This window comes from Sphingobium sp. (genome assembly GCF_048594625.1).
Taxonomy (GTDB): Bacteria; Pseudomonadota; Alphaproteobacteria; order Sphingomonadales; family Sphingomonadaceae; genus Sphingobium.
This window is the reverse complement of the sequence record NZ_JBMDWL010000010.1, coordinates 1-17,058: the sequence shown is the minus strand read 5'-3', so window position 1 is coordinate 17,058 and position 17,058 is coordinate 1. Positions and strand designations below refer to the sequence as shown.

20 protein-coding genes are annotated in these 17,058 nt (G+C 63.4%); 7 read left to right on the top strand and 13 right to left on the bottom strand.

Going from position 1 to position 17,058, the window contains the following annotated elements:
- The coding region (locus tag ACOJSJ_RS01250) for an amino acid permease (RefSeq protein WP_420143168.1) at nt 1-1,540 on the top strand (1,540 nt) is incomplete at its 5' end.
- A gap of 101 nt (nt 1,541-1,641) precedes the next feature.
- Here ACOJSJ_RS01250 and ACOJSJ_RS01245 read toward each other — a convergent pair.
- Entirely contained in the window at nt 1,642-2,913 is a 1,272-nt protein-coding gene (locus ACOJSJ_RS01245) for a multidrug effflux MFS transporter (protein WP_420143167.1), read from the bottom strand.
- A gap of 216 nt (nt 2,914-3,129) precedes the next feature.
- On the opposite strand from ACOJSJ_RS01245, the gene ACOJSJ_RS01240 reads away from it, so the two are divergent.
- A complete protein-coding gene (locus ACOJSJ_RS01240) occupies nt 3,130-3,438 on the top strand; it encodes a hypothetical protein (RefSeq protein WP_420143166.1) in 309 nt (102 codons plus the stop codon).
- Here the strand turns inward: ACOJSJ_RS01240 and ACOJSJ_RS01235 are convergent.
- The 5 genes from ACOJSJ_RS01235 to ACOJSJ_RS01215 all read right to left on the bottom strand — a co-directional run bounded on the left by ACOJSJ_RS01235 (nt 3,415) and on the right by ACOJSJ_RS01215 (nt 6,696).
- Nucleotides 3,415-4,575: a GNAT family N-acetyltransferase gene (locus ACOJSJ_RS01235; protein WP_420143165.1), complete on the bottom strand. Its 1,161-nt coding sequence runs from the start codon at nt 4,573-4,575 to the stop codon at nt 3,415-3,417. The genes ACOJSJ_RS01240 and ACOJSJ_RS01235 overlap by 24 nt on opposite strands.
- Entirely contained in the window at nt 4,568-5,200 is a 633-nt protein-coding gene (locus tag ACOJSJ_RS01230) for a glycerophosphodiester phosphodiesterase family protein (protein WP_420143164.1), read from the bottom strand. The genes ACOJSJ_RS01235 and ACOJSJ_RS01230 overlap by 8 nt, the downstream gene beginning before the upstream one ends.
- A gap of 94 nt (nt 5,201-5,294) precedes the next feature.
- Nucleotides 5,295-5,759, bottom strand: a complete 465-nt coding sequence (locus ACOJSJ_RS01225) for a RidA family protein (RefSeq protein ID WP_420143163.1) — start codon at nt 5,757-5,759, stop codon at nt 5,295-5,297.
- Nucleotides 5,756-6,412 carry an HAD family hydrolase gene (locus ACOJSJ_RS01220; RefSeq protein ID WP_420143162.1) on the bottom strand — a complete coding sequence of 219 codons (657 nt, stop codon included), beginning with the start codon at nt 6,410-6,412 and terminating at the stop codon, nt 5,756-5,758. The genes ACOJSJ_RS01225 and ACOJSJ_RS01220 overlap by 4 nt, the downstream gene beginning before the upstream one ends.
- Nucleotides 6,409-6,696 carry a DUF3572 domain-containing protein gene (locus ACOJSJ_RS01215; RefSeq protein WP_420143161.1) on the bottom strand — a complete coding sequence of 96 codons (288 nt, stop codon included), beginning with the start codon at nt 6,694-6,696 and terminating at the stop codon, nt 6,409-6,411. Before ACOJSJ_RS01215 ends, ACOJSJ_RS01220 begins: the two co-directional genes overlap by 4 nt.
- A 67-nt stretch (nt 6,697-6,763) precedes the next feature.
- Here ACOJSJ_RS01215 and ACOJSJ_RS01210 point away from each other — a divergent pair, with 67 nt between their 5' ends.
- Together ACOJSJ_RS01210 and ACOJSJ_RS01205 are read left to right on the top strand one after the other, a co-directional pair.
- Nucleotides 6,764-7,126: a response regulator gene (locus ACOJSJ_RS01210; RefSeq protein ID WP_420143160.1), complete on the top strand. Its 363-nt coding sequence runs from the start codon at nt 6,764-6,766 to the stop codon at nt 7,124-7,126.
- 149 nt (nt 7,127-7,275) lie between these two features.
- Nucleotides 7,276-9,159 (top strand): PhoX family protein, encoded by a 1,884-nt coding sequence (locus ACOJSJ_RS01205; RefSeq protein WP_420143159.1) that lies wholly within the window; start codon nt 7,276-7,278, stop codon nt 9,157-9,159.
- A gap of 193 nt (nt 9,160-9,352) precedes the next feature.
- Here the strand turns inward: ACOJSJ_RS01205 and rpmG are convergent, their stop codons facing one another.
- Nucleotides 9,353-9,520 (bottom strand): 50S ribosomal protein L33, encoded by a 168-nt coding sequence (gene rpmG / locus ACOJSJ_RS01200; protein ID WP_021226203.1) that lies wholly within the window; start codon nt 9,518-9,520, stop codon nt 9,353-9,355.
- A gap of 201 nt (nt 9,521-9,721) precedes the next feature.
- Here rpmG and ACOJSJ_RS01195 point away from each other — a divergent pair, with 201 nt between their 5' ends.
- The 3 genes from ACOJSJ_RS01195 to ACOJSJ_RS01185 all read left to right on the top strand — a co-directional run bounded on the left by ACOJSJ_RS01195 (nt 9,722) and on the right by ACOJSJ_RS01185 (nt 11,236).
- A complete protein-coding gene (locus ACOJSJ_RS01195) occupies nt 9,722-10,048 on the top strand; it encodes a hypothetical protein (protein ID WP_420143158.1) in 327 nt (108 codons plus the stop codon).
- 12 nt (nt 10,049-10,060) lie between these two features.
- The gene (locus ACOJSJ_RS01190; RefSeq protein ID WP_420143157.1) at nt 10,061-10,627 is read left to right on the top strand and encodes a TMEM165/GDT1 family protein; all 567 of its coding nucleotides are present in this window, start codon (nt 10,061-10,063) and stop codon (nt 10,625-10,627) included.
- 117 nt (nt 10,628-10,744) lie between these two features.
- Nucleotides 10,745-11,236: a Dps family protein gene (locus ACOJSJ_RS01185; protein ID WP_420143156.1), complete on the top strand. Its 492-nt coding sequence runs from the start codon at nt 10,745-10,747 to the stop codon at nt 11,234-11,236.
- Nucleotides 11,237-11,340: 104 nt separating this feature from the next.
- Here the strand turns inward: ACOJSJ_RS01185 and ACOJSJ_RS01180 are convergent, their stop codons facing one another.
- The 6 genes from ACOJSJ_RS01180 to ACOJSJ_RS01155 form a co-directional block, all read right to left on the bottom strand.
- Nucleotides 11,341-11,811, bottom strand: a complete 471-nt coding sequence (locus tag ACOJSJ_RS01180) for a GreA/GreB family elongation factor (RefSeq protein WP_420143155.1) — start codon at nt 11,809-11,811, stop codon at nt 11,341-11,343.
- Nucleotides 11,812-11,889: 78 nt separating this feature from the next.
- On the bottom strand, nt 11,890-13,716 hold the full coding sequence (cobT, locus tag ACOJSJ_RS01175) for a cobaltochelatase subunit CobT (protein WP_420143154.1): 1,827 nt from the start codon (nt 13,714-13,716) through the stop codon (nt 11,890-11,892).
- A 2-nt stretch (nt 13,717-13,718) separates the two neighbouring features.
- A complete protein-coding gene (locus ACOJSJ_RS01170) occupies nt 13,719-14,054 on the bottom strand; it encodes an OsmC family protein (protein ID WP_420143153.1) in 336 nt (111 codons plus the stop codon).
- A 133-nt stretch (nt 14,055-14,187) separates the two neighbouring features.
- Nucleotides 14,188-15,195, bottom strand: a complete 1,008-nt coding sequence (cobS, locus tag ACOJSJ_RS01165) for a cobaltochelatase subunit CobS (protein ID WP_420143152.1) — start codon at nt 15,193-15,195, stop codon at nt 14,188-14,190.
- 87 nt (nt 15,196-15,282) lie between these two features.
- Nucleotides 15,283-16,575, bottom strand: a complete 1,293-nt coding sequence (locus ACOJSJ_RS01160) for an Hsp70 family protein (protein ID WP_420143151.1) — start codon at nt 16,573-16,575, stop codon at nt 15,283-15,285.
- Nucleotides 16,576-16,859: 284 nt separating this feature from the next.
- Nucleotides 16,860-17,058: DnaJ domain-containing protein (locus ACOJSJ_RS01155; protein ID WP_420143150.1), on the bottom strand; the 199-nt coding region annotated here is incomplete at its 5' end.

Sequence of the window (17,058 nt, the reverse complement as noted above, 5' to 3'; positions counted from 1 at the left end):
GACGGCGGAGAAGAAATCGCTGCACCGGTCGCTGGGCGCGTTCCAGCTGACCATGCTGGGCATCGGTGCGGTCATCGGCACCGGCATCTTCGTCCTGACGGCGGAGGCCGCGCAAAAGGCCGGGCCGGGCATGATGCTTTCCTTCGTCATCGCCGGTTTCGTCTGCGCCGTGGCTGCGCTCTGCTACGCCGAAATGGCGGCCATGGTGCCGGTTTCCGGTTCCGCCTACACCTACAGCTATGCCGTCATGGGCGAACTCATCGCATGGATGGTCGGCTGGGCGCTGATTCTGGAATATGCCGTCGCGGCGGGTGCCGTGTCGGTCGGCTGGTCCGGTTATGTGGTCGGGCTTATCGAACATACATTCCACTTGGACATACCCGATCTGCTGACGCGCGGGCCGTTCGACGGCGGCATGGTCAACCTGCCCGCGATGCTGATCGCCTCGCTGGTCACCTGGCTGCTCGTGATCGGAACGAAGGAAAGCGCGACGGTCAACGCGGTGCTGGTGGCGATCAAGGTATCGGCCCTGACCCTCTTCATCGTCCTGGCCCTTCCGGTCATCAACATGGACAAGTTCACGCCATTCGCACCGCTCGGCTTCTCCGGCATTTCGGCGGCCGCCGCTTCGATCTTCTTCGCCTATGTCGGCTTCGACGCCGTTTCGACCGCCGCTGAAGAAACCAAGAATCCGCAACGCAATATGCCGATCGGTCTGATCGGTTCGCTCGCCATCTGCACCATTTTCTACATGCTGGTTGCCGCGGGCGTCATCGGCACCGTCGGTGCGCAGCCCGTGACGGAAGGCGGCATCGCCATCGCACAGGGCGGCGTCGCCCTTGCTCCCGGTTCCACCGCCCTGTCGCAACAGTGCGCGGCGCTGGCCGCCGCAGGCACCGAAGCGGTCACCTGTTCGAAGGAAGCGCTTGCCTGGACCCTGCGCGAAATTGGCTGGCCCCAGATCGGCAACCTGCTCGGCCTCGCCGCCGGTCTTGCCCTGCCTTCGGTCATCCTGATGATGATGTTCGGCCAGACCCGCATCTTCTTCGTCATGAGCCGCGACGGTCTGCTGCCCGCCATGTTCTCGAAGGTGCATCCGACCTACAAGACGCCCCATGTCATCACCATTCTGACCGGCATCTTCGTGGCTCTGTTCGCCGCCTTCTTCCCGGTCGGCATTCTGGCGGACATCTCCAACTCCGGCACGCTGTTCGCCTTTGCCGCCGTGTCGATCGCGGTGATGCGCCTGCGCAAGACCGACGCGGATCGCAAGCGGCCTTTCCGCACGCCTGCCATCTACGTTACCGCGCCGATCGCGATTGCCGGTTGCGCCTATCTCTTCTGGAGCCTGGGCGTCGAAACCAAGCTGATGTTCGTCGGCTGGGCCACCGTCGGCCTGATCGTCTATTTCGCCTATAGCCGCAGCCGTAGCCATGTCGGCCGCGGCGTGGTGGACGTGGCGGAAGGTGACGGCGACGTCCCGCCCCAGCCCGTGCCCCCGCTGCCGGGCGCACCCACGCCGGGCGGTCGGGACGCCTGATCCTATTGTGCCAGCCGTCATCTGCTCTCAGATGACGGCAGAATGCTCAAAAAAACGGGGCGGTTTTCCGCCCCGTTTTTTTTAGTTCCGCGTGCATCGCTTCAATGAAAATCGCCGTCCGGTTTGCGCAGCGCGGCGTTGTTGGGCCGGGTGAACAGCCTGCCTCGTTCGGCCCAGATCACGATCAGGAACGACAATGTGCCAAACACCAGCAATCCGGTGGTGAAGGGCATGGTGGTGCCATCGAAAGCGCGCCCGACCATGCTGCCCAGCGCCGCCGACAATGCGGTGGTCAGAAATGCCTGAAAGGATGACGCCACCCCCGCGCCCTTGTGGAATGGCTCCATCGAAATGGCGCTGAAATTGGACGCGGTGAAGGCGACGGTCAGCATCGTCATCGACTGAAGCGCCATGAACGTCACCAGCGTTTCCAGACCGGCCCAGATCACTGCCATATGCACGGCGGCGATGGCGATGAAGGCGATCAGCGCACCCTGACTCATCCGCCGCGCGCCGAAACGCGACACCAGGCGGCTGTTGATCAGACTGCCCAGCCCCATGCAGCCTGCGATCATCGCAAAGCCGATCGGGAAAATATCCTGCGCGTCGAACACGTCGAAGAATATCTGCTGCACCGACAGGATGAAGCCGATCAGGCCCCCCATCACCACGCCGCTCGCCAGCATATAGCCGATGGAACTGCGCGTGCGCAGCACCAGCCCTACGGTCTGCGCCATGTTGCGCAGGCTGATCGGCACGCGATTTTCGGGCGCCAGCGTTTCGGGCAGGCGCAACGCCATCCAGATCAGGAACAGGGATGCTAATATGACCAGCACCCAGAAAATCCAGCGCCATGGCGCGACCCACAATATCGCCTGCCCGAAACTGGGCGCGACGACGGGGATCAGCATGAACACGGCAAAAATCAGCGACATCACCCGCGCCATCGCGTCGCCATGAAAGCGGTCGCGCACGATGCTAACGGTGATGACGCGGCTCGACCCGGCAAAGAAGCCGGCGCTGGTTCGGCCGATCAGCATCATCGCGAAATTCTGGGACGTGGCGCAGATCATCGTGGACAGCGCGAACAGCGCCAGCGCGCTGCCCAGCACGATCTTGCGTCCGAACCGGTCCGACAGGACGCCGAACAGCAACGACCCGATGCCCAGTCCCAGAAAATAGGTGCTGATGATCAGCTGCCGGTCATTGGGATGCGGGATTGCCAGATCACGCCCGATTTCGGGCAGCGCGGGCAGCATCGGGTCGATCGACAGCGCATTGGTCGCCATCAGACAGGCACACATCAGCACGAATTCGCGGAACTGGATGTCCTTGCGCGCTGGGTCCGGCGAAGCAGGGGGCGTTTGGGTCATGCCCCGGCTATGCGGACAACCGCGCATGGGCGCCAGTGCCAATCCGTCACCTGCGCCAAAGAAGTTTGCAACCCCGCCCGGGATCGCGCCCAACCAACTGCAACCATGGCGAAGATGACGTTAACCATTTTTTATCGCTTCCCGGTCCAGTCTGATCTTCGTGAAAAAAGGGGTCGAAATCCATTGAGCTAGTTTTGGAATAAGGGGGAACATCACATGGGCAACAGCATCAAGAGCGCACAATTTCTCATGGAAGCCCGCCGGTCGCGGGCGACTTACGGTTCGGCGGAAGACTGTTTCGATCTAGGCATGGCCTATAGTTGTGGCACGGGCGATCTGCCGATCGACCTCATCGAAGCCCATAAATGGTTCAATCTCGCCGCATCGCGGGGCAGCGAAATGGGCCAGTCGATGCGCGCCGAAATCGCCGAAGAAATGACTGCGCGCGAAATCGCCGAAGCTCAGCGTCAGGCCCGCGCCATCATCGCGTCCGCCATGGTTTCAGGGCAGCTGCGCGCCGCCTGATCCCTCGCCGCCCTTCCTGAAGGGCGTCCGCGACTTCAGCCACAGCCTGTCCTGCTGCACCCCTTCGCGTTCCGCCGCCAGAAAATCGGCGACGGCGCGGCGGAAACCCGCATTGGGCAGATAATGGGCCGAATAGGTCGGTTCGGGGGCATAGCCCCGCGCCAGTTTGTGCCCGCCCTGCGCGCCTGCCTCCACCTTGTGCAGGCCGCGCGCGATGGCGGCATCGATCGCCTGATAATAGCAAAGTTCGAAATGCAGGTTGGGGACGTCCTGCGTGCACCCCCAATAACGGCCATAGAGCGTGTCGCCGCCGATCAGGTTCAGCGCGCCCGCAATCGGCTGCCCGTCGCGCAGCGCCAGGATCAACAGCACCCGATCCGCCATAGTCTCCCCCAAAATGGAGAAGAAGTCGCGGGTCAGATAGGGCTGCCCCCATTTGCGCGCGCCGGTATCCTGATAGAAATCCCAGAATATGTCCCAATGCGCTTCGCTGATATCGCCGCCGGTCAGGTGGACGATGTCCAGCCCCTCGACCGCGCGCGCGCGTTCCTTGCGGATATTCTTGCGCTTCTCGCTCGACAGGTCGGCCAGAAAATCGGCAAAGCCGCCATAGCCGCGATTGGTCCAGTGAAACTGGCTGTCTTCGCGGATCAGCCACCCTGCCGCTTCGAACATCGCCACCTGATCGGGATCGATGAAGGTCGCATGGGCGGACGATAACCGGTTGCGATCGACCAGCATCTCGATCCCCGCGATCAGTGCGGGCGCCTGTGCGGGATCGCGCAGCAACAGCCTTGGCCCCGGCACGGGGGAAAAGGGCGCGGCAATCTGGATCTTGGGATAATAGCGGCCGCCCGCCCGTTCCCACGCATCGGCCCAGCTATGGTCGAACACATATTCGCCCTGGCTGTGGCTCTTGCCATAGGCGGGGGCGGCGGCGGCGATCCGTCCGTCCGGCCCGTCGATCACGATGGGCAACGGTTGCCATCCCGTCCCTTCGCCCACGCTGCCGGATCGTTCCAGCGCGGCCAGAAAGTCCCAACTGATGAAAGGATTGGCGTCGCCTGCGCAGGCGTCCCATTGCGCCCTATCGAAATCGGCCACGCCCGACCCGATCCGCACCGTCACATCAGTCATCGGCGCGCTCGTAAATGGGGCGGTCGGCATGGGCGGCGGCGCGCGCCCGATCGCTTTCGCTGCGCACGGTCCATGTCAGCACGGCCATGCCCCTTTTTCGGGCATTGCGGGACAGGTTGGATGGCAGGTCGCGAATATCACAGGCCAGAAAATCGGGTTTCGACAGCCAAAGTGCAAGGGCGCGTTCGATCCGCCCGCGCAGCCACCCCTTGCCCTGCTGTGTCAGGACAATCCCGCGCACCCGTTCATGCCGCCGTTTCGCAAACCATCGCACGACCCGCGGATGAAAGGACATGATCGCCACCGGCGCACCGGGCCAGTCGGCCAGATCGCGGGCCACCGCTTCACATATGGGCGTAAATGCCTGCTCCGCCTTGATCTCTACCAGCAACGGCACATGGCCATCGCACCGCGCCAGCAGGGTGGACAGGCGCGGGATCGCGCCGCCATCGGGCAGGGTGATGGCATCGATGTGCGCGGCATCCAGATCGGCGATCGCCGCATCCCGTCCCGTCATCCGTCTCAGCGTCGCGTCGTGAAAGACGAAGGCGACACCGTCCCGGCTCGCCCGGACATCGCATTCTATGCCATGACCGGCGGCGATGGCGGCGTCGAACGCCGCCATCCCGTTTTCGCTGATCCCGGCCCCATGCAATCCGCGATGGGCAAAGGGCCGGGCGGTCAGCCAGTCAGGCCAGCGGCCAGAGACCGTCAAACCTTCAGGCCGCTGCTTTGACAAGCACCACCGCGTCGATTTCGACCACCGCGCCCAGCGGCAACACCGGCACGCCCACGGCGCTGCGCGCATGCTTGCCCGCGTCGCCGAACACTTCCACCATCAGTTCGGACGCGCCATTGGCGACCTTTGGCTGGTCGGTAAAGCCCGGCGCGCTGCTGATGAACGCGCCCAGTTTCACGATCCGTTCGACCCGGTCCAGCGACCCCAGCGCCGCCTTCATCTGCGCGATCAGGTTCAGGCCGCATACGCGCGCCGCCGCAACGCCATAGTCGAGGTCGCGGTCTTCCCCCAGGCGGCCGGTCATAAGGCCGTCGGGCGCCAGCGCGATCTGCCCGGAAACATGCAGCAGGCCATTGGCCTCCACCGCTGCGACATAGGCGGCGACGGGCGCGGCGGCGACAGGCAGGGTGATGCCCAGTTCGGTCAGGCGGGCTTCGATGCTCATGAAAGGACTCCGTTGTTCATGGGTGTGGGAATGGGGACCGGCCCTTGCGCCAGCTTTTCGACGATCCATGTCTCGGCCGCCGCCCAATTGTCGATCCGGGCATGGGCGTGGTCCGCATCGTCGACATATTCCGCGATTTCCGGCTCGCCCACCAGATGCAGCCGCCAGACATCGGGTGCATGGATGGCGACCGAATGATGATGTTCGGCCAGATCGTCGATGAACAGCGCGACGCTGGGTTGCCGTTCCGCCACGATCTTCGCCAGCGGTCGCCCCTTGCCGCCCTGATTCCACTGGACGGGCAGGGTGATGCCGTGGGACTGCAACTGCTCTGTCCGCGCCTGCTGGTGCCGCTCCGTAATGTTGGTCAGCACGACGATGTCGGCCATGGCGGACAGCCGGTGCAGCGCCTCGATCGCGCCTGCGATCGGCATCTGCCGGTGCATTTCCGTTTCGAAAAACGCCAGCAGCAATTCCCACACCAGTTCGCGTTCCAGCACGACGCCGCTGTCCTTGTGGCGCAGCGCTTCGGCAAAGCCGCGTTCGCGCATGTCGAAATGCACGTCATGGGTTTCGTCCAGCCACTGGCGGAACGGTACGACCATGTGCAGCAGCACTTCGTCGCAATCGGTAATGATCAGGGGGCGGGTCATCGGTTCAACTGCTCCTGCGCCGCGATCAGCGCGGCTGGGTCGCTGCCGATCGCCTCGGCGCAGGCGATCAGGTCAGGCTCATGGTCGGCCAGAAATCCCAGCACGGCGCACAGGATGGCGGGCTTGTCGATCCCCGCGCGCAGCGCATCGGCGTCCAGCCCCGTCAGCGCCAGCAACCGGTCGGCCCGCTGTCCGTCGCCCAGTACCCATCCCAACGCCATCAGCGCCAATGTGGCGGGGTCTGCATCGCTATCTGGCTTGCCATATGCTGGTTCGGGTCGCATGATCGGCTTTCGGGGCGGGGTGGCTGACGATGCGCTCCGGACATATATTTCGGACCGCGGGTGACTGGTGGCAAAGCGCGTACTCGTTGTCGAGGACAACGAACTCAATCTCAAACTTTTTTGCGACCTGCTGCGCGCGCACGGCCATGACGTGCTGGCCTGCCGCGACGGGCGCGACGTATTGGCGCAGGCGCAGGATTTCCTGCCCGACCTCGTCATCACCGACATCCATCTGCCCCACGTGAGCGGTCTCGACCTCATCATTTCGCTGAAAGCCGACGATCGCCTGTCGCCGGTGCCGATCATGGCGGTTACCGCCTATGCGGGGCAGGGGGATGAAGAACGCATCCGCGCTGCCGGGGCGCAGGCCTATGTGTCCAAACCCATTTCCGTGTTGCGCTTCGTTGAACAGGTGAACGCGCTTCTGTAACCGCGCCCCCCCCGAATATTAATTTTCCTGTCATTTTTCTTTCACGGCAAAGCCGCCATTCCGAAGGATTGGCGTCATGTCACTCTGTCACCTCCCTGCGCCAAGGCGCGGCCTGCCGCCGACAGCCTGATCACAGGGGTAGAAATATCATGTCTCATCTGACCGACGAGGCGCGCGCACCCTATCGCGACGCGCAGCCGACCATCGAACTTGGCGACAATAGTCTGGAAGCGATCGTTGCCGCCAATCCGGGCCGCCGCAGCGTACTCAAGAACGGCCTGCTGGGCCTGTCGATCCTGCCGATGCTGGGCACGCTGGCCGCGTGCGACGACGATGGTGACGATAATGGCGGCTCCACGCCGACTCCTGCGCCCACGCCGACCCCCGCGCCCGCACCCAGCTACGCCATCAACTTCGCGTCGGTTGCCATCAACACCAACGACACCGTGACCGTGCCGACCGGCTACACCGTCGATGTCCTGCTCAAGGCGGGCGATCTGGTCGAAGCGGGCACCGCCTTCGTCAACGGCACCTTCCCCACCAGCGTCAGCCAGACGGCGGCATGGGCCGGCGGCAATCATGACGGCATGGAATATTTCGAACTGTCGGGTACGGACGCCAACAATGGCGGTCTGCTCGCGATCAACTTCGAACTGCCCGACTATAATATCCTCTTCGCCAGCGGCAGCTATAACGCCGCCACCGCCACCGCCGCACAGAAGCAGATCGCGCTGTCGGCCGTCGGCATCGCGGTGGTCGAAGTCGCCAGGGGTTCGGACGGCAAGTTCGCGGTAAAGGCCGGTTCGCGCTTCAACAAACGCTATAGCGGCAACACTGATTATCGTGTCGGCGGCCCTGCTGCCGGTGCGCTGCCCTCCACCATTCGCGGCATGCTGAACAATTGTTCCAGCGGTCGTACGCCGTGGGGCACCTACCTCACCTGCGAAGAAACGACGAACAATTATCTCGATCCGAGCCAACCCAACAACAGCTATGGGTGGGTGGTCGAAATCGATCCCTATCAGGAACTGGCCCCCGCCACGAAGCGTACCGCCATGGGCCGCTTCAGCCATGAAAACGTCGCCTATCTGACCGATTCGGACAATCGCGTCGCTTTCTACATGGGCGATGATTCGACGCCGGGCTGCATCTACAAATTCGTGGCGGCCGACCGCTACAGCCTGACCAATCGCGCCGCGAACACCAATCTGCTCGACTATGGCACGCTCTATGTCGCCCGTTTCAATGCGGATGGCACGGGCGAATGGCGCGCGCTGGTTCAGGGGCAGAACGGGCTTGTCGCCGGTGCCGCCGATCCGGGCAATGTCAGCCAGTCGACCACGCCCGCCGCGCCCACGACGGTCAATTTCAACACCCAGTCCGACGTGCTCATCAACTGTCAGTCGGCCGCCCGCGTCGCTGGCGGTACGATCATGGACCGTCCGGAATGGATCACGGTCGCGCCGAACAAGCAGGCGATCTTCGTGACGCTGACCAACAATAGCGGCCGCCGCGTCACCGACGCCGCCAATCCGCGCGTCACCAACCTGCATGGCCACATCATCAAGTTCCGCGAAACCGGCGATTCGCCGCTCGCGACCCGCTTCACCTGGGAAATCTTCCTTCAGGCGGGCAACCCGACGCTGGCCGAAGCCAATCTGAAGGGCAATATCAGCGGGGATTATTTCTCCAGCCCCGACGGTATCCGCATCGATCCGCAGGGCCGCCTGTGGGTGCAGACCGACCATAATCTGACCGGCAACGCGGGCACGCTGAACGGCGCGGCCGCCAACATGGTTCAGGCGTTCGGCAATAATTCGATGTATTATATCGACCAGACGACCAAGCAGTCGAAACGCTTTCTAGTCGGGCCGCTGGGCTGCGAAATCACCGGCATCGCCTATACGCCCGATCTCAAGAGCTTCTTCATCAACATCCAGCATCCGACGGGCAACTGGCCGGTCGCCGGGCAACAGCCGCGTTCCTCGACCATCGTGGTGCGCCGCACCGACGGCCAGCCCGTCGGCAACTGATCCTTGTCGCCATCCCCTCCCGGTGTCGGGAGGGGAGAAAAGGGGGATGATGGTCCGCAAGGCCCATCCCCCTTTTTCGTGCGCCGCCGCCACGCGCAGCAACAGGAAAAGGCCCGCTCCCATATGGGACGGGCCTTTTCCTGTTCGCGGTCAGCGAAAGATCATGCGCGCGGGCATTGCACCCGCATGCGGCTTACTTGATCTTGGCTTCCTTGAATTCGACATGCTTGCGCGCGACCGGGTCATATTTGCGGAAGCTCAGCTTCTCGGTCTTGGTGCGCGGATTCTTCTTGGTGACGTAGAAGAAGCCAGTGTCAGCCGAGCTGACGAGACGGATCTTGACGGTTGCCGGCTTGGCCATGGCCCTATTCCCTGGTCTTAAATAGCGTAAAAAGAAAAGCGGCCCACAGCGGACCGCCCCGTTTCAGCGGTGCCCCATGGGGCAGATTCGGTCGGCTGTCAAGGCTGGCGGCATAGTCCATGGCGGCGCATCCACGCTTTACATGGCTTTAACCAATCGGGCGCATGATCCGTCATGGGGCGACAGACGGGGGATTTTCCGATGCGACATGATCCATTACCGGCCATTTTGACGGACCTGATGCGCCGTGTCGACGGCCTGGCCAATCAGCGCGGGCATCTGTCCGCGCCCCGCATTCAGGACGAACTGGACCAGATTCGCCACATCGCCCGCGCCTTTCATCTGGACGCGGTGGAAGGGCTGGCCGCGATGCTCGATTCGGCCCTGTCGCTGCATGGCCTTGGGCCGATCATGCTCACCTATCTCGACCTGATGCGCGACGCCATCGTGGCGGAAATGCCGATGGCGACGATCATCCCCATGGCTCCGCGCGCCGCGCCCGTCGCGTCTTTCCCGCTGCGCGCCTGATTCGCACCACATATGGACGCGCTGCTGCTTGCTCTGATCGGTTGCCTGCTGGGCGAAATCGGGGACAAGGGGCAATGGCTCGTCCTGGCGCTCGCCACCCGATATGACCGCAACGGCGCGATCATCGCCGGCATCATTGTCGCGGCGGTCGCCAATGCCGCCATATCTGCTTTTGCGGGCGGCTGGATCGGCCCGATGCTGGGGGCGGATGCGCGCCTTTTGTTCATGGCACTGTCGGTGCTGTTTCTGGGGGCGGGCCTGTTCTGGCCGGTCAGGCCACCCGATCCGCTGGCGCGCTGGCCGCTCGGTGCGTTCCTGACCAGCGCCATTGGTCTCTTCATTCTCTTCCTTGGCGACGGCCCGCAATTTCTGATCCTCGGCATCGCGACCCGGACGGCCGATCCGGTACTGGCGGGCGCGGGCGGGGCGCTGGGAATCATCGCAGCGCTCGTACCGGTCGTGTTGCTGCGCGGCCAGATCATGGCCATGCTCCCCGTCCGCGCCATCCGCCGGACAGGTGGCGCGCTGTTGCTGATCATCGGCGCCTGCCTCGCTCTGTCTGCGATGGGCCGTTTATAGATCGATCCCGTGCATCAGCCTGATCGGGATTTTGCACCGCAAAAAATGGCACCATCTGCTCCGCCGATCATTATATGTCCGAAATCAATTTTGCCGAACGCAACAGGAGGACATGCAATGACCGCTCCCGACCTCAAAACGCCGACCGACCTCAAAAGCAACGCGACCAAATCCGTGGCCGAAGCACTCAACGGCGCGCTGGCGGACAGCTATGCGCTGTACCTCAAGACCAAGAATTTCCACTGGCATGTGTCCGGCCCGCATTTCCGCGACTATCATCTGATGTTCGACGAACAGGCGACCGAAATTCTGGGCGTGACCGACCTGATCGCCGAACGCGTGCGCAAGACCGGCAATGTCACGCTGCGTTCGATCGGCGACATCGCCCGGCACCAGACGGTCAAGGACAATGACGCCGATTTCGTGTCGCCCGCCGACATGCTGAAGGAACTGCGCGACGACAATCTGGCACTGGTCGAAACCTTCCGCGCCGTGAAGGCCGCCGCTACCGAAGCGGGCGACAATGCGACCGAAGGCATTGTAGACGACTGGACCGATCAGGCCGAACAGCGCGCCTGGTTCCTGTTTGAAGCCGCTCGCGGCGTTTGATTCGCTTTACAGGTCATGAAAAAGCCCGCTGGCGCAAACCTGCGGGCTTTTCTTATGATGGAACCGTCCGTCGGTTTCGATCGAGCGGCGCGTGGCAAAGCATGTCAGTCCTGGCGGATCACCGTAATCGCCACGATCTTCAACGCTTCCGTCTTCCCGGCGAAATCGACCTTCTCACCGACTTCCGCGTCCATCATCGCACGGGCGAGGGGGGATGAAAAGCTGATGCGCCCGTCATGCGGATCGGCCTCGTCATCGCCGACTAGCGCCACGCTCTTTTCCTGCCGATTGAGGCGATAGGTCACCTGCGTCCCGAACGCGACGGTATCCCCGTCCGGTACCGGCCGCAACTCCGCCGTCGCCAGCCGCGTGCGCCAGTAACGCAGCACGCGCTTATGCTTCTTGGCCTCTTCTTCCTCCATGGCGGCGGCATCGACGGCTTCCAGCGCCTCGACCCTCTCCCGCGTCAGCCGCAATCCGCGCGCTGTCACCCAGTTCGGTCCGGGCGGTATCGGCAGCTCGAACTTCGGCTCCATATGCTCATCATCGCTCTCGCGACGAAAGGCGACACTCACATCACTCTCCTTTGAAAATAGCGGATTATCCGTCCGGGTTCAGACCGGACGCTGTTCCGTCATCCCCTTATGTCGGGATCAATCCTCGTCGAACAGGCCTGCCAGCTGCTCGACCATGGTTCCGCCCAGCTGCTCTGCATCCATGATCGTCACGGCGCGGCGATAATAGCGGGTCACGTCATGGCCGATGCCGATCGCGACCAGCTGCACCGGCGACCGGTTCTCGATCCAGTCGATCACCTGCCGCAAATGCCGCTCCAGATAGGTGCCGCTGTTGACCGACAATGTGCTGTCGTCCACCGGCGCACCATCGGAAATCACCATCAGGATGCGCCGTTCCTCATGCCGCGCGATCAACCGGCTATGCGCCCACAGCAGCGCCTCGCCGTCGATATTTTCCTTGAGCAGCCCTTCGCGCATCATCAGGCCCAGATTCTTGCGCGCGCGCCGCCACGGATCGTCCGCCTTCTTGTAGACGATATGGCGCAGGTCGTTCAAACGCCCCGGCATCGGCGGACGCCCGGCGGCCAGCCATTCCTCACGTGCCTGTCCGCCCTTCCACGCCCGCGTGGTAAAGCCCAAAATCTCGGTCTTGACCCCGCACCGTTCCAGCGTCCGCGCCATGATGTCGGCGCTGATCGCCGCGATGCTGATCGGCCGCCCGCGCATGGAGCCTGAATTGTCGATCAGCAGCGTGACGACGGTATCGCGAAATTCGGTATCGCGCTCGATCTTGTAGGACAGCGACCGGGTGGGATCGATCACGATCCGCGCCAGCCGTGCCGCGTCCAGCATGCCTTCTTCCTGGTCGAAGTCCCACGACCGCGACTGCTGCGCCATCAATCGCCGTTGCAGCCGGTTGGCCAGCTTCGTCACCGCGCCCTGCAAACTCACCAGCTGCTGGTCGAGGAACCCGCGCAGCCGCACCAGTTCATCCTCGTCGCACAATTCCTCCGGCGCCACCACCTCGTCGAACTTGGTGCTATAGGCCTTGTAATCGAACCCCGGCGGCAGGTCGGACATCGGCCGGTTGGGCCGCACCGGCATCATGCCGTCCTCGCCCATATCGTCGGCGCCTTCGTCGCTGTCGGCGTCGAATTCGTCGCTATAGTCGGTGTCGCCCTCTTCGGTCTCGCCACCCTTGTCCTCGGCGCGGGCTTCGGCGTTCATGTCGCTGTCGCCGGATTCCTCCTGACCGCTTTCGCCTTCTTCCTGCTCGTCCTCTTCGTCCTCGCCTTCATCCTGCGATTCAGGCTCTTCCGTATCGGGCGGGACATCGGCGTCGATCAGGTGCAGATGCTCCAGCATCGCCGTCGTCAGCTTCTGGAAAGCGCGCTGGTCGTCGATCGCCATGGACAGCGCGTCCAGGTCCGTGCCCGCCTTGTCCTCGATCCACTGGTCGACCATGGCGACGCCGGGCGCCGCATCCTTGGGGATGGCCTGCCCGGTCAACCGCTCGCGCACCTTCAGCGCCAGTGCGGTGGACAGCGGCACTTCGTCCGCAGACCGCGCCCGGCGGATCGCGTCCGATTTCAGCCGCAGTTCCAGCGCGTGGTTCAGGTTGGCGCGCACGCCCTCCATCGCCCGTGCGCCGATGGCTTCCACCCGCGCCGTTTCGACCGCGTCGAACACCGCGCGCGCGACCGCCTCACCGGGGGCGGACGTCGCATGCACCTTCGGATCATGATGCCGCATCTTCAGCGCATGGGCGTCGGCAAAGCCGCGCGCCAGCGCCACCTGATCGGCGGGCAGGGCGCGGCCGGGTGTCGGCACCTTGATCGCCTTGCCGATGGCATGGGGCGTGTCGGCGGTGAAGTTCACCTCCACCTCCGCATCGCGGGTGATCGCGCGCGCGGTGCCGGACAGCACATCCTTGAAGGCGTCGATGGGGGACCGTTCGCTCATGCCTACTCCGGTTCGCGCAGCCGGGGCACGGCGATCGTCTCGATCTGCGTTTCCACTTCCGCCATCAGCTTGTGCACCGGGCATTTGGCCGCCACCGCGATCAGCCGGTCATGCTGCTCGTCGCTCATCGGCCCGGTCAGCGCGATGCGGGTGGTGAGCTTGTAGACGCCCTTGCGCTCCTCGCTTGCGTCGCGCACCACGCCCACGCGAATATCCTCGACCGGAATATCGTTGCGCTGCGCATACCACAACATGGTCATCGCCTTGCACGCGCCCAATGCCGCATCATACAGGTCGTGCGGGTCGGGACCGGCATCATGGCCATCGGGCGCGGACATGTCCGCAACGATTTCATGCCCGCGAATGCTGATCCGGTGCGCGGTTCCGCCCCCAATGCCATTTGCTGGGTCGATCCGTTCGACGACGATCATAAATGGAAACTCCCGACCTTCAGGGGCCGGGGCGAACCTGTCAGTTCGCCCGGCTCGCCACGCTTTCCGGCAAATCCTTGCCGAAGACGCGCTGATAATATTCGGCGACCAGCGCCCGTTCCGCCTCATCGCATTTGTTGAGGAAGGACAGGCGGAAGGCGAAGCCGACATTCTTGAAGATCAGCGCATTCTGCGCCCAGCTGATCACGGTGCGGGGCGACATTACGGTCGAAATATCGCCGTTGATGAAGCCCTGCCGCGTCAGTTCGGCGACCTTGATCATATTCTCGACTTCCTTGCGGCCGCCTTCGCTGTCATATTCGCCCGACTTCGCCAGCACCACCTGCGCCTCGGTCGCGGCAGGCAGGTAATTCAGCGCCACGACCAGATTCCACCGGTCCATCTGGCCCTGATTGATCTGCTGCGTGCCGTGATAAAGCCCCGTCGTGTCGCCCAGGCCCACGGTATTGGCGGTCGCGAACAGGCGGAAATAGGGGTTGGGCCGGATCACGCGATTCTGGTCGAGCAGCGTCATCTTGCCGTCCGTTTCCAGCACGCGCTGGATCACGAACATCACGTCGGGGCGACCGGCATCATATTCGTCGAACACCAGAGCGACCGGGCGCTGCAACGCCCATGGCAACAGGCCTTCCTTGAACTGCGTCACCTGCTGCCCGTCCTGCAACACGATCGCGTCGCGACCGACCAGGTCGATACGGCTGATATGCGCGTCGAGGTTGATGCGGATGCACGGCCATTTCAGGCGCGCGGCAATCTGTTCGATATGGCTCGACTTGCCGGTGCCGTGATAGCCCTGCACCATGACGCGGCGGTTATGCGCAAAGCCCGCCAGGATCGCCAAGGTGGTGTCCGGGTCGAACACATAGGCGGGGTCGAGGTCGGGCACGCGCTCATCGGCCTGCGAAAAGGCAGGCACCTTCATGTCGACGTCGATGCCGAAGATTTCGCGCGCATCCACTTCGCGGTCGGGCGCTTCCAGCAGCGTTTCGGCGCGGGCATCGGGCTGGACGTTGGAAATATCGGTCATCGGGTTCGTCATCTTTCTGCGAGTCATTCGCGCCCTAACCCAGATTCAAAGCGCGTGTCGATACAGTGGGGTCTTAACCGCCGCCGATCAAGCGGCCCATTCGGCCAAATTGGCTTCTTCGCCGATCAGCGCCAGCCCATGGGCGATGGATGTCAGCTCGCCCCCGGTGGCCAGTCTGTCGTCGCCGAAACGCGCGCGGAAAATGTTGCGAATGGCCGGGATCAGCGACGATCCACCGGTCAGGAATACCCGGTCGATGGTATCAGGCGTCACATTGGCCTTGGCCAGCGCCTTGTCCACGGTCGCTTCGATCTGGGCGATGTCGGGCGCGATCCATCCTTCGAAATCGGCGCGCGACACGCTCTGCTCGATCTCCAGCCCGCCGCCCGAAAAACGGAATGTCGCGCTTTCCTGATCCGACAGGGCGCGCTTCAACGCTCCCACAGCATCATAAAGCGGATAGCCCAGTTCCTTCTCGATCACGGTGATCATCCGCCCGATCGCTGCCGGATCGGCCGCCGTCTTCTGCAACCGCGCCAGTTCCTCCATCGTGCGCCGGTAGCGCATCAGCGCAAGGCGCGACCAGTCTGCGAAATCCGCGAAATAACTGCGCGGTATTTCCAGCGTCTTGCCGAAACTCTGATAGCCGCCCCCCTTGCCCAGCATCGGCAGCACCAGATTGTCGAGGATGCGATAATCGAACCGGTCGCCGGCCAGGCCGATGCCCGCCGATCCCAGCGGCGTCGCGCGCCGCGCCGCCCCCGGCGCCTCCACCCGCACCAGCGAAAAGTCGCTGGTGCCGCCGCCAAAGTCGGCGACCAGAATGGTGGCGGCATGGTCGATCCGGCTGGCATAGCTGAACGCCGCGCCCAATGGTTCATAGACATAATGGACTTCCGTCCCGAACCCGTCGAACATCGCGTCGTATCGTTTGCGAGCCAGTGCTTCGTCCGGGCGCGATCCGGCATATTCCACCGGCCGCCCGACGACGATCCGTTCGGGCCGTTGGTTCAGCGCGCCGCCCGCATGGCCGATCATGCGGTTAAGGAACATCTGCCCCAGTTCCTCGAACCGGAACCGCTTTTCGAACACATTGGCGCTTTCGAAAATCGGGCTGGCCGCCACCGACTTGAAACTTTGCAGGAACCGGCTGTCTTCGGGATATTCCATATATTCCGCGATCGCCCATGGCCCCGCTTCATGCGCCATGCCGCCCTTGACCGCGTCGTCATGCCAGAAACACAGGGCGGACCGGAACACCGCGCCGGTCGCCTGTTCGCCTGCAAAGTCCACCAGCCGCGATTCCCCGTCGCTTGCCAGTGCGACGACGCTGTTGGTCGTGCCGAAATCTAGGCCCAGCGCGCGTGGCGTCGCTTGCATGCAATATCTCCGGAATGTCGTATCTTGTCACGGCGGGCACATCACCCTGCCGCGCTGGAAAAGGACGTAAAGTAAAATATCGGGGACAGAAATCCGATACGATCGGATAGCCGCTCCGTGGAAGGCCGGGCGCTATGACAGCCTGACCCTGCCGGGGCAAGGGGGCAGGGCTGTCCTACAGGCGCTGACGCCGCTATTCTCGCATCGGTTCTTTCTCAACTGCGGCATTTCCAGAAAACTTTCATGCGCCATTGGCGAGAAGTTAGCGATGTTTGACAGGATATTCAGGCGAAAACCGCCGCCTTGCGCAAATGGGCATAGGCTTCGATCACCTCCTGCAACGCGCCTTCATGGCTGCGGTCGCCGCCATTATGGTCGGGGTGATAACGGCGCAGCAATTCGGTGTAACGACTGCGCAGCGCCTTGCGGTCGGCATCCACGGGCAGGCCCATGACCGACAATGCTTTGCGGTCGTCCGCCGAC